The 12,079-nt window shown below is 72.4% G+C and carries 8 protein-coding genes; 7 read left to right on the top strand and 1 reads right to left on the bottom strand.

Going from position 1 to position 12,079, the window contains the following annotated elements; translation table 11 throughout:
• Positions 1-133 precede the first annotated feature (133 nt).
• Genes CGE01nite_RS04655 through CGE01nite_RS04645 form a run of 3 tightly spaced genes read left to right on the top strand, consistent with a single transcriptional unit; the run spans position 134 to position 5,951 of the window.
• Positions 134-2,602 carry a phosphoketolase family protein gene (locus CGE01nite_RS04655; RefSeq protein WP_141369253.1) on the top strand — a complete coding sequence of 823 codons (2,469 nt, stop codon included), beginning with the start codon at positions 134-136 and terminating at the stop codon, positions 2,600-2,602.
• Positions 2,603-2,655: 53 nt separating this feature from the next.
• Positions 2,656-4,743 (top strand): phosphate acetyltransferase, encoded by a 2,088-nt coding sequence (gene pta, locus CGE01nite_RS04650; RefSeq protein WP_048343538.1) that lies wholly within the window; start codon positions 2,656-2,658, stop codon positions 4,741-4,743.
• On the top strand, positions 4,740-5,951 hold the full coding sequence (locus CGE01nite_RS04645; RefSeq protein WP_141369251.1) for an acetate/propionate family kinase: 1,212 nt from the start codon (positions 4,740-4,742) through the stop codon (positions 5,949-5,951). Before pta ends, CGE01nite_RS04645 begins: the two co-directional genes overlap by 4 nt.
• 90 nt (positions 5,952-6,041) lie before the next feature.
• Here the strand turns inward: CGE01nite_RS04645 and CGE01nite_RS04640 are convergent, their stop codons facing one another.
• Positions 6,042-7,697 carry a succinic semialdehyde dehydrogenase gene (locus CGE01nite_RS04640; RefSeq protein ID WP_141369249.1) on the bottom strand — a complete coding sequence of 552 codons (1,656 nt, stop codon included), beginning with the start codon at positions 7,695-7,697 and terminating at the stop codon, positions 6,042-6,044.
• A 268-nt stretch (positions 7,698-7,965) separates the two neighbouring features.
• Between CGE01nite_RS04640 and CGE01nite_RS04635 the strand changes: the two genes are divergently transcribed.
• The 4 genes from CGE01nite_RS04635 (at position 7,966) to CGE01nite_RS04620 (ending at position 12,016) form a co-directional block, all read left to right on the top strand.
• Entirely contained in the window at positions 7,966-9,060 is a 1,095-nt protein-coding gene (locus CGE01nite_RS04635; protein ID WP_141369247.1) for an iron-siderophore ABC transporter substrate-binding protein, read from the top strand.
• A 93-nt stretch (positions 9,061-9,153) separates the two neighbouring features.
• Complete coding sequence (locus CGE01nite_RS04630; RefSeq protein ID WP_229747367.1) at positions 9,154-10,113, top strand: FecCD family ABC transporter permease; 960 nt, start codon at positions 9,154-9,156, stop codon at positions 10,111-10,113.
• Positions 10,110-11,168 (top strand): FecCD family ABC transporter permease, encoded by a 1,059-nt coding sequence (locus CGE01nite_RS04625; protein WP_048343535.1) that lies wholly within the window; start codon positions 10,110-10,112, stop codon positions 11,166-11,168. The genes CGE01nite_RS04630 and CGE01nite_RS04625 overlap by 4 nt, the downstream gene beginning before the upstream one ends.
• A gap of 83 nt (positions 11,169-11,251) precedes the next feature.
• Entirely contained in the window at positions 11,252-12,016 is a 765-nt protein-coding gene (locus CGE01nite_RS04620) for an ABC transporter ATP-binding protein (RefSeq protein ID WP_141369288.1), read from the top strand.
• Positions 12,017-12,079 lie beyond the last annotated feature (63 nt).

Raw genomic sequence — 12,079 nt, 5'->3', positions numbered from 1 at the left:
CTGAATGCTGTTGTATGAACGGTGACGCCCGGGCCCTGGGTAAGACGTCCCATGGGTGTCCTTGCTCGCAGGGTTGGCTGGAAGCGGCTCGAACCACCCGCGGCGCGGCCGTGGGACGACACGGGGAGCGATGATGAGCACGACGACGACATGGCAAGCCGGCAGCGGGACGCAGATCGACGACGCGACGCTGGTCCGCATCGACAAGTGGTGGCGCGCCGCCAACTACCTGTCGGTGGGTCAGATCTACCTGCTGGACAACCCGCTGCTGCGCGAACCGCTCACGCGTGACCACGTGAAGCCGCGCCTGCTCGGGCACTGGGGCACCACGCCCGGCCTGAACTTCCTGTACGCGCACCTCAACCGCGCGATCGCCCAGCGCAGCCAGTCGACGCTCTACGTCACCGGCCCCGGCCACGGCGGACCGGGCCTGGTCGCGAGCGCCTACCTCGACGGGACGTACTCCGAGACGTACTCCGACATCACGGAGGACGAGGAGGGCCTGCGCCGGCTGTTCCGGCAGTTCTCGTTCCCGGGCGGCATCCCCTCGCACGTGGCACCGGAGACGCCCGGGTCGATCCACGAGGGCGGCGAGCTCGGGTACGCGCTGTCGCACGCGTACGGTGCGGCGTTCGACAACCCGGACCTGCTGGTCGCGGCGGTCGTCGGCGACGGCGAGGCAGAGACCGGCCCGCTCGCGACGAGCTGGCACTCGAACAAGTTCGTCAACCCGGCCCAGGACGGCGTCGTCCTGCCGATCCTGCACCTCAACGGCTACAAGATCGCCAACCCCACGGTCCTGGACCGCATCGGCGACGACGAGCTGCACGCGCTCATGGTCGGCTACGGGCACAAGCCGTTCGTGTTCGAGGGCGGATACGACGCGGACGAGCCCGCGATCGAGGTGCACCGCCGGTTCGCGACGCTGCTCGACGAGGTGCTCGACGAGATCGCCGCGATCAAGGCCCGCGCCGCGCAGGGCGACCTGAGCCGTCCGGCCTGGCCGATGATCGTCTTCCGCACGCCGAAGGGCTGGACCGGCCCGGACACGATCGACGGCAAGAAGACCACCGGCTCGTGGCGCGCCCACCAGGTCCCGCTCGCCAACGCGCGGGACACCGCGGAGCACCTGCACGTGCTCGAGGAGTGGCTGCAGTCGTACGGGGTCGCCGAGCTGTTCGACGCGACCGGTGCCCTCGACCCGGACATCCGCTCGCTCGCCCCGGCCGGCGACCTGCGCATGAGCGCGAACCCGCACGCGAACGGCGGCATCCTGCTGCGCGACCTGCGGCTGCCGAACTTCCGCGACTTCGCGGTCGACGTCCCCACCCCCGGCGGCTCGATGGCCGAGGCGCCGCGCGTGCTCGGCGAGTACCTGACCGAGGTCATCCGCCGCAACCCCGACAACTTCCGGATCTTCGGTCCGGACGAGACGGCCTCCAACCGCCTGCAGGCGGTGTACGGCGTCACGGACAAGCAGTGGAACGCCGAGTTCTTCGGCCCCGAGGTCGACGAGCACCTGGCCCGCGCCGGTCGCGTGATGGAGATGCTGTCCGAGCACCAGTGCCAGGGCTGGCTCGAGGGCTACCTGCTCACCGGCAGGCACGGCCTGTTCACGAGCTACGAGGCCTTCATCCACATCGTCGACTCGATGTTCAACCAGCACGCCAAGTGGCTCAAGGTCACCAACGACATCCCGTGGCGGCGCCCGATCGCGAGCCTGAACTACCTGCTGTCGAGCCACGTGTGGCGCCAGGACCACAACGGCTTCAGCCACCAGGACCCGGGCTTCATCGACCACGTGGTCAACAAGAAGGCCGAGGTCGTGCGGGTGTACCTGCCGCCGGACGCCAACACGCTGCTGAGCACGTACGACCACTGCCTGCGCAGCCGTCAGTACGTCAACGTCGTCGTGGCCGGCAAGCAGCCCGCCCCGAACTTCCTGACGATGGACCAGGCCGTCGCGCACTGCACGCGCGGGCTGGGCATCTGGGAGTGGGCCGGCTCGGAGGCGCAGGACGAGGAGCCGGACGTCGTGCTGGCCGCGGCCGGTGACGTGCCGACGCTCGAGGTGCTCGCGGCCGTCGACATCCTGCGGCGCGAGCTGCCGCAGCTCAAGGTGCGCGTGGTCAACGTCGTCGACCTCATGCGCCTGCAGGACGAGCGCGAGCACCCGCACGGGCTGTCCGACGCGGAGTTCGACACGATCTTCACGGCCGACCGCCCGATCGTCTTCGCGTACCACGGCTACCCGTGGCTCATCCACCGCCTCACGTACCGCCGCAACGGGCACCAGAACCTGCACGTGCGCGGCTACAAGGAGGAGGGCACCACCACGACGCCGTTCGACATGGTGATGCTCAACGACCTGGACCGCTTCCACCTGGTCATCGACGTCATCGACCACGTGCACTGGCTGCGCGCCTCGCAGGCCGGGCTCCGCCAGCGCATGGTGGACGCACGGCTCGAGGCCCGTCAGTACACGCGCGAGCACGGCGAGGACCTGCCGGCGGTGCGTGACTGGGTCTGGCCTGACGCGCAGGACCTGTCGAGCACGGAGCAGATCGACGCCACCGTCTTCACGGGCGGCGACAACGAGTAGCACGCCGCCGCCCGACCCACCAGCACAACCAGCAGGACTGGAGTACGCCCACCGTGGCACGCAGCATCTACGTCGCGTCCCCTGAAGGGGACACCGGGAAGTCGACGGTCGCCCTCGGGCTCGTCGACCTCCTCGCCCGCACCGTCCAGCGCGTCGGGGTGTTCCGCCCCGTCGCGCGCTCGACCGAGACCCGTGACTACGTGCTCGAGCTCCTGCTCGAGCACGACGGCGTCGACCTGTCGTACGACGAGTGCATCGGCACGACCTACGAGAAGGTGCACGACGACCCCGAGGAGGCGCTGTCGCAGATCGTGGCGCGCTTCCACGCGGTCGAGCGCCGCTGCGACGCGGTGGTGATCGTCGGCACCGACTACACGGACGTCACCTCGCCCACCGAGCTCGCGTTCAACGCGCGCATCGCGGCGAACCTGGGGGCGCCCGTGGTCCTCGTCGTGAACGGCAACAAGCGCCGTCCCGACGAGATCGAGCAGGTCGTCGAGGTCGCGATCAACGAGCTCGCGCTCAACCACGCCCACGTGGCGGCGGTCGTGCCGAACCGGTGCGCGCAGCCCGCGCTCGACGTCGTGCGGCGCCTCGTGCAGAACTCGCTGGGGCGTCCGACGTGGACGCTCCCGGAGAGCCCGCTGCTCTCGGCGCCCACCATGGGTCAGCTCATGGAGGCGGTCGAGGGCACGCTGATCTCGGGCGACCCGGCGCTGCTCGGGCGCGAGGTCCTCGACATGCTGGTCGGTGCCATGGAGATCGAGCACCTGGTCGGGCGGCTGTCCGACGGCGCCGTGATCATGACGCCGGGCGACCGCTCGGACATCCTGCTGGGCCTGCTGCTCGCGCACCAGGCGGACGGCTTCCCGACCCTGGCGGGCATCATCCTCAACGGCGGGTTCCGCCCGTCCAAGACGATCTCGCGTCTCGTCGAGGGCCTCGGGAGCCGTCTGCCGCTCGTCGCGACCGACCTCGGCACGTTCCGCACGGCCAGCACCGTGGCCTCCACGCGCGGGCGGCTCTCGGCGGACTCGCAGCGCAAGGTCGACACCGCGCTGTCGCTGTTCGAGCGGCACGTCGACGGCCCGGCGCTGCTCGCGGCGCTCGACGTCGCCAAGCCCGACGTGGTGACGCCGCTGATGTTCGAGTACACGCTGCTGGACCGCGCACGCGCGGACCGTCGGCGCATCGTCCTGCCCGAGGGCAACGACGACCGGATCCTGCGGGCGGCCTCCACGCTGCTGCAGCGAGGCGTCGCGGACCTGACGATCCTGGGCGACGAGAGCACCATCCGGGCCCGGGCCTCCGAGCTGGGCCTCGCGCTCGACGGGGCCGACGTGATCGACCCGCACGACCCGCAGTTCGTCGACCGGTTCGCCGCGGAGTACGCCAAGATCCGCGCGCACAAGGGCATGACGGTCGAGCGGGCGCGCGAGATCGTCCCGTCGGTCTCCTACTTCGGGACGATGATGGTCCACCTCGGCCTGGCCGACGGCATGGTCTCGGGTGCGCTGCACACCACGGCGCACACCATCAAGCCCAGCTTCGAGATCATCAAGACCGCTCCGGGCGTCTCGAGCGTCTCGAGCGCGTTCCTCATGTGCCTCGAGGACCGCGTGCTCGTGTACGCCGACTGCGCGGTGATCCCGGACCCGACCGCCGAGCAGCTCGCCGACATCGCGATCTCGTCCGCGGAGACCGCCGTGCAGTTCGGCATCGAGCCGCGGATCGCGATGCTGTCGTACTCGACGGGCGAGTCGGGCTTCGGCGCGGACGTCGACAAGGTCCGGGCCGCCACGGCCCTGGTCCGCGAGCGTCGTCCCGACCTGTCGGTCGAGGGTCCCATCCAGTACGACGCCGCGGTCGACGCGTCGGTCGCGCAGACCAAGCTGCCCGAGTCGACGGTGGCGGGCCGGGCCACGGTGTTCGTGTTCCCCGACCTGAACACCGGCAACAACACCTACAAGGCCGTGCAGCGCTCCGCGGGCGCGGTCGCGATCGGCCCCGTCCTGCAGGGCCTGCGCAAGCCGGTCAACGACCTGTCGCGCGGCGCGCTCGTGCAGGACATCGTCAACACCGTCGCGATCACCGCGATCCAGGCGCAGGCCTTGCGGGCCGGCGAGGAGGACCAGTCATGAGCACCCCCACCACGAGCGTCCTCGTCGTCAACTCCGGTTCGTCGTCGATCAAGTACCAGCTCGTCGACCCCGTCGGCGGCGACGCGATCGCCTGGGGCCTGGTCGAGCGGATCGGCGAGGAGATGGGCTCGCTCAAGCACGTCACGCAGGACTCGACGACGGAGCGCGAGCTGCCCGTCCCCGACCACGGCGAAGGCCTGCGCCGCGTGCTCAGCCTCTTCGAGGCGGTCGGACCCGACCTGTCGGCGTCCCACGTCATCGCGGTCGGCCACCGCGTCGTGCAGGGCGGGCCCGTGTTCGACGGACCCGCGCTGGTCGACTCGCACGTCGAGCAGCAGATCGAGGAGCTGTCGCCGCTGGCCCCGCTGCACAACCCTGCCAACCTCACGGGCATCCGCGTGGGACGCGCGCTCCTGCCGGACGTCCCGCACGTCGCGGTCTTCGACACGGCGTTCTTCCACCACCTGCCCGCCGCGGCCGCGCACTACGCGATCGACCGCGAGGTCGCCGAGACGTTCAAGGTGCGCCGGTACGGCGCGCACGGCACCTCGCACCAGTACGTCGCGCACGAGGTCGCCGCGTACCTGGGCCGGGACGTCGCGCAGACGAGCACGATCGTGCTGCACCTGGGCAACGGCGCGTCGGCGTCGGCGGTGAAGAACGGGCACGCGGTCGACACGTCGATGGGCCTGACGCCGCTCGAGGGCCTCGTGATGGGCACGCGCTCGGGCGACATCGACCCGGCGGTCACCTTCCACCTGATGCGCAACGCGGGCATGAGCGTCGACGACGTCGACGACCTGCTCAACCGCCGCTCGGGGCTCAAGGGCATGACGGGCCAGAACGACCTGCGCGAGGTCCACCGCCTGGTCGAGGAGGGCGACGAGGCGGCGAAGATCGCGATCGACGTCTACGCGCACCGGATCAAGAAGTACGTCGGCGGGTACGCGGCGGTGCTCGGCGGGGTCGACGTCATCGCGTTCACCGCGGGCGTCGGCGAGAACGACGACATCGTGCGTGCCCGGTCCCTCGAGGGGCTCGAGCGCCTGGGCATCGAGATCGACCCCGTGCGCAACGCGGGTCGCAAGAAGGAGCCGACGATCATCTCGACGGACTCGTCGCCGACCACGGTCGTCGTGTACCCGACGAACGAGGAGCTCGCGATCGCGCGCCTGGCCGTGGACGTCGTCGAGGCGAGCCGCGCCTGACCGGCATCCACACCTGAGCGCGGGACGGGCCGACCCTCGCGGGGTCCGGCCCGTCCTGTCTGTCGTCCTGCGCGCTTCGGCAGCCCGGCCTCAGGGCAGGCGCGCCGCCTTCATCACGCGCAGCAGCTCGGTGTACACCTGCGGCCACACGTCGGTGCCGAGGTCGAACAGCCGGCGCAGGCCGACGGGCGGCAGGCCGAGCACGCCGTGCGCGCCGTGCTGCACCGCGATCGACTGCAGCCTCGTCGTCTCCCACAGGCCCTCGCGGCCGTGCCGCACGCCGATGCCCGAGGCGCCCCAGCCGCCCTGCGGCGCGCCGAGCGAGCCCCACGTCCCGACGTAGCCCTCGTTGACGTTGACCGACCCCGCGTGCACCCGCCGGGCGAGCGCAGCACCGCGACGCGCGTCGGCCGTCCAGATGCTCGCGTTGAGCCCGAACTCGGTGTCGTTCATGGCCGCGACCGCCTCGTCGTCGGACGCCACCGGGTACAGCGCGACGACGGGCCCGAAGGTCTCCTCGCGGAACAGGCGCGCGTGCGGCGAGACGTCGACGAGCACCGTGGGCTCGTAGAACCACGGCCCGAGGTCGCTGCGGTGCACGCCACCGGCGAGCACGCGCGCGCCGAGCCCGAGCGCGTCCTCGACGTGCTCGACGACCGTCGCGAGCTGCGCGGCCGACGTGAGCGAGCCGACGTCGCTGCGGTAGTCCAGGCCCGTGCCGAGGCGCAGCTCGCGCGTCCGGCGGGCGAGCTCGTGCGCGAACTCGTCGAACACGTCGCGGTGCACGTAGATCCGCTCGATGCTCACGCACACCTGACCCGCGCCGACGAAGCACGCGCGCACGGCGCCCTCGGCGGCGACGTCGACGTCCACGTCGTCCGCGACGTACATCGCGTTCTTGCCGCCGAGCTCGAGCGTCGCCGGCACGAGCCGTTCGCCCGCACCGGCTGCCACGACCCGACCCGTGCGGGTCGACCCCGTGAAGCTCACGTGGTCGCTGTGCTCGATCACCGCGGCGCCGATGGTGGGCCCGTCGCCGACGACGACCTGCAGCACGCCGGCGGGCAGGCCCGCGTCCTCGAGCAGCTCGGCCGCCCACAGCGCGGTGAGCGCGGTCTGGGGGTCCGGGCGCAGCAGGACCGCGTTGCCCGCGACCAGCGCCGGCAGCACGTCGCCGAGCGTGAGGGTCAGCGGGAAGTTCCAGGGCGCGATGATGCCGACGACCCCGGCGGGGTGCCGCAGCACGCGCGTGCTCGTCAGCCCGGGGACCGTCCCCAGCACGCGCCGGGGCGCCAAGTACCGCCGCGCGCGCGCCGCGTAGTGCCGCGAGACGAGCGCGATGTCCGCGACCTCCTCGAACGCCGAGACGCGCGCCTTGCCGGTCTCGAGCTGGATGAGGTCGAGCACGTCGCTCTGCCGCTCGAGGACGAGGTCGTGCACCGCGGAGAGCACCGCGGCACGCTCGCGCACGCTGCGCGCCGCCCACAGCCGCTGCGCGGCGCGTGCCGAGCGGGCCGCGCGTGCGACGTCGTCGGGCGTCGAGAGCGGCACCGCGGCGATCGGGGCGCCCGTGAACGGGGCGTGCGACGTGTGGGTCGCTGCGCCCGGCGAGGAGACCACGCGGCGCAGGAGCGTCGCGATGTCCTCCGGCTCGAGCACGTAGGTGGCGAGCGGGTCGGTCTCGGGGTCGAACAGCTCGGCCGAACCCGGCTGCCGCTCGTGCTGACCGTCGTGTTCCTGCGACATGCTCGCCAGCGTACGCGCGGGCGCTGGCGACACCTGCGCACGCGCCGCGCCCCGATCGGGCGACATCGCGCCGGCCGGTGCACCCGGGAGCACCGAGCCGCCGCGAGTCCGCCGGATGTGACGTGGACGACGTTGGCGCACCCCCGCGGCAGGACTAAGGTGAGGCTCGCCTAATCGAGACCGCGCGGACGACACACGGATCGCCGGCCCGACAGGCAGGGCCCTGCGAGGCCCATGACACGAGCAGCTTCCCACCGTGAGGATCCTCATGAGCTCCGCTCTCCCGCGCGCCGGCCGGCGCGCCCTGCGTCCCCTGCAGCTCGCCGCCGTCGCGGCCGCCGCCGCGCTGGCGCTCGCCGCGTGCTCGTCGTCGGGCGACGCGACCGGTGACAGCACCGCCGACGCCACCGCGCAGTCGACCGACGCCCCCGCACCGGACCTCTTCCCGGTCACGATCCCGAACACGTTCGGCGCCACGACGATCGACTCGAAGCCCAAGCGGGTCGCCACCGTCAACTGGGGCAACCACGACGTGCCGATCGCGCTCGGCATCGTGCCCGTGGGCATCCAGAAGTCGACGTACGGCGACGACGACAGCGACGGCGTGCTGCCGTGGACGTTCGAGGGGCTCGAGGCGATCGGCGGCACGGGCGACACGCTGCCCGAGCTGTTCGACGAGACCGACGGCATCCCGTTCGAGTCCGTCGCGAACACCGCGCCGGACGTGGTCCTGGCCGCGTACTCGGGTCTCACCGAGGAGGACTGGAACACGCTGCAGGGCATCGCTCCGACCGTGTCCTACCCGGTGGCCGCGTGGGGCACGAACTGGAAGGACATGGCCCTCATCGACGGCCAGGCGCTCGGTCTCGGCGAGCAGGCGCAGGCCCTGGTCGACGACGTCGAGGCGAAGATCGCCGACGGGCTCGCCGCGCGTCCCGACATCGAGGGCAAGACGTTCGCGTACGCGTGGATCGACCCGGCGAACCCGAGCACGATCTCGGTCTACACGCCGCTCGACGCGCGCGTGCAGCTCGTCAACGACCTCGGCATGACCGACGCGCCCTCGATCGTCGAGCTCGCGGGCGACTCCCAGGAGTTCTTCCTCAGCGTGTCCGCCGAGCAGGCCGACACCCTCGCCGACGTCGACGTCCTCGTCGTCTACGGCGACGACACGACGCTCGCCACGCTGCAGGCCGACCCGCTGCTGAACAAGATCCCGGCCGTCGCGCGCGGCTCGGTCGCGGTGGTCCCGGACGCCACGCCGCTCGCCGCGGCCACGTCCGGGCCGACCGTCCTGTCCGTGCCGTGGGCGCTCGACGACTACCTCGACCTGTTCGAGGCGGCGGCGAAGAAGGTCGGATGACCCTCGCGCCGTCCGCAGCGACCCCGACCCTCCCCGCACCGGGGCGGGTCGGGGTCGCTGCACCGTCGGCGCACGATCGGCCTCGTCGTCTGCGTGCTCGCGGTCGCCGTGGCGGTCGTGTGCTCGCTCGCATTCGGCTCGCGCGTCGTCGGCTGGTCCGACGTGGTCGCGGGCGTGCTGCACGCGGACACCGACGACATCGCGCAGGCCGCCGTGCAGTCGCGCGTGCCGCGCACGGTCCTCGGTCTGCTCGTCGGCGCAGCCCTGGGGCTCGCCGGTGCGGTGATGCAAGGCCTGACCCGCAACCCGCTGGCGGATCCCGGGCTGCTCGGCGTGAGCTCCGGCGCGTCGCTGTTCGTGGTGCTCGGCATCGCGTGGTTCGGGATGTCGCAGCTCACGCAGTACGTCTGGGTCGCGTTCCTGGGCGCCGCGCTCGCGTCGCTGCTCGTGTACGGGATCGGCTCGATGGGGCGCGAGGGCGCGACCCCGCTCAAGCTCGCGCTGGCCGGCGCAGCGACGAGCGCCGCGCTCGTCTCGATGGTCTCGATAGTGCTGCTGACGCGCACCGACGTGCTCGACACGTTCCGGTTCTGGCAGGTGGGGTCGATCGGGCGCGCGTCGTTCGGCGAGATCGGGCAGGTCGTGCCGTTCCTCGTCGTCGGCGCCGTGCTCGCGGTCGGGTGCGCGCGCGGCATGGACGCGATCGCACTCGGCGACGACGTCGCCACCGGGCTCGGCCAGCGGCTCGGGCTGGTGCGCGCCGTCGGCGCCGCGTCCGCCGTCCTGCTGTGCGGTGCGGCCGTCGCGATCGCCGGTCCGATCGGCTTCGTCGGCCTGGTCATGCCGCACCTCGCCCGGCGCTACACCGGCCCGAGCCACCGCTGGCTGCTCCCCTACTCGGCCGCGCTGGGTGCCGCGCTCCTGCTCGCCGCGGACGTCGTCGGCCGGGTCGTCGCACGCCCCCAGGAGATCGAGGTCGGCATCGTGACCGCCGTGCTCGGCGCGCCGGTCTTCATCGCGATCATCCGTCGCCAGAAGGTGCGTGACCTGTGACCGCCGTGCTCGACCGTCCCGACGTGCCGCTCGCCGGCGGGGTCGTCGCCGCGGGCCGCCGCGCCCGCGCGCGGCGCCGGCGCACGGTCGTCGCGGTGCTCGTGGGCGCGCTGCTCGCGGTCGCGGTCGTGACGCTGTGCATCGGCGAGCGGTCGTACAGCCCGCTCGAGGTGCTGCGCGTCCTGCTGGGCGAGCAGGTCCCGGGCGCGAGCTTCACCATCGAGTCGCTGCGCCTGCCGCGCCTGCTCACGGGGCTGCTCGTCGGCCTCGGCTTCGGCATGGGCGGGGTCGTGTTCCAGACGATGCTGCGCAACCCGCTCGCGAGCCCCGACATCATCGGCATCAGCGCCGGGTCGAGCGCCGCCGCGGTCCTCGCGATCACGGTGCTCGGGCTCAGCGGGGCGGTGCTGGCGGGTGTCGCCGTCGTCGCGGGCGTCGCCGTGGCCGGAGCGATCTACGCGCTGTCGTGGCGGCGCGGCGTGCAGGGCGCGCGCCTCATCCTCATCGGCATCGCAGTGGGCGCGATGCTCGACTCGGTGATCAGCTACGCCATGACCCGCGCGGGCGTGTACGACGCGAACGAGGCGCTGCGCTGGCTCACGGGCAGCCTCAACTCCGCGTTCTGGCCCGGGGTGGGCCCGCTCGCGCTCGCGATGGCGGTGCTGGTCCCGACGCTGCTCGTCCTGTCGCGTCGCCTGACCGCGCTGCAGCTCGGCGACGACGCCGCGGCAGCGCTCGGCGTCCGCCCCGACCGCGCCCGGCTGGCGCTGCTGGTCGTCGCGGTCGCGATGGTCGCGGTCGCCACGGCCGCCGCCGGGCCGATCGCGTTCGTCGCGTTCCTGTCCGGCCCGATCGCGCACCGCCTCGTGCGCGGCACGGGCTCGTTGCTCGTCCCGGCCGCACTCGTCGGCGCGCTGCTCGTCCTGGTCGGGGACTTCACGGGCCAGCACCTGCTCGTCGCACGGTTCCCCGTGGGCGTCGTGACGGGCGTCCTGGGTGCGCCTTACCTGCTCTGGCTGCTGGCCAGGACCAACCGTTCGGGAGGAAGCCTGTGACCGGCCCGTCGCAGAACACCGTGCACACGCTCGCCGTCGAGGCGGCCACGATCGGGTACGAGGACCGCGTCGTCGTGCACGACATGACGCTCGAGATCCCCTCGGGGAAGATCACGACGATCGTCGGCGCCAACGCGTGCGGCAAGTCCACGCTGCTGCGCGCCATGGCCCGACTCCTCAAGGTCAAGGCGGGCCGCGTGCTGCTCGACGGCCGGCCGATCGACGCGATCGGCTCGCGCGAGGTCGCCACCGTGCTCGGCCTGCTCCCCCAGACGCCCGTGAGCCCCGAGGGCATCGCGGTCGCGGACCTCGTGGGGCGCGGGCGCTACCCGCACCAGGGCTGGTTCCGCCGCTGGACGGAGCAGGACGAGGTCGCGGTGCAGACCGCGCTCGCCGCGACCGACATCCTCGACCTCGCCGACCGGCCCGTCGACGAGCTCTCCGGCGGGCAGCGCCAGCGCGTGTGGATCGCGATGGCCCTCGCGCAGGAGACCGACGTGCTCCTGCTCGACGAGCCGACGACGTTCCTGGACGTCGCGCACCAGGTCGAGGTCCTCGACCTGCTCACCGACCTCAACCGCTCGCGCGGCACGACGATCGTCATGGTGCTGCACGACCTCAACCTCGCCGCGCGGTACACCGACCACCTCGTCGCGCTGCGCGAGGGGCGCCTGGTCGCCCAGGGCCCACCGGCCGACGTGGTGACGCCCGAGCTCGTCGCCGATGTGTTCGGGATGACCGCGCAGGTCATCGCGGACCCGGTCTCCGGCACGCCGCTCGTCGTGCCCGTCGGACGGCACCACGCGACCGACGGCTCGCCGCGTCGGTTGCGCGAGATCACTGTCTGACCTGCTCGTTCACCCGTTCGCGCCCGTCAGGTCGGCACCCGGCCCACGCCCCGCCCGCGGCGT

The organism is Cellulomonas gelida, from assembly GCF_006538725.1.
In the GTDB taxonomy this organism is placed as follows: Bacteria; Actinomycetota; Actinomycetes; order Actinomycetales; family Cellulomonadaceae; genus Cellulomonas; species Cellulomonas gelida.
This window is presented reverse-complemented; position numbering and strand designations above follow the sequence as displayed.

What these genes read in the sequence shown, in the direction of transcription:
- CGE01nite_RS04635 (WP_141369247.1), top strand. Translation starts at nt 7,966, where the DNA reads ATGAGCTCCGCTCTCCCGCGCGCCGGCCGGCGCGCCCTGCGTCCCCTG.
- CGE01nite_RS04645 (WP_141369251.1), top strand. Translation starts at nt 4,740, where the DNA reads ATGAGCACCCCCACCACGAGCGTCCTCGTCGTCAACTCCGGTTCGTCG.
- CGE01nite_RS04640 (WP_141369249.1), bottom strand. Translation starts at nt 7,697, where the DNA reads ATGTCGCAGGAACACGACGGTCAGCACGAGCGGCAGCCGGGTTCGGCC.
- CGE01nite_RS04620 (WP_141369288.1), top strand. Translation starts at nt 11,252, where the DNA reads ATGACGCTCGAGATCCCCTCGGGGAAGATCACGACGATCGTCGGCGCC.
- CGE01nite_RS04655 (WP_141369253.1), top strand. Translation starts at nt 134, where the DNA reads ATGAGCACGACGACGACATGGCAAGCCGGCAGCGGGACGCAGATCGAC.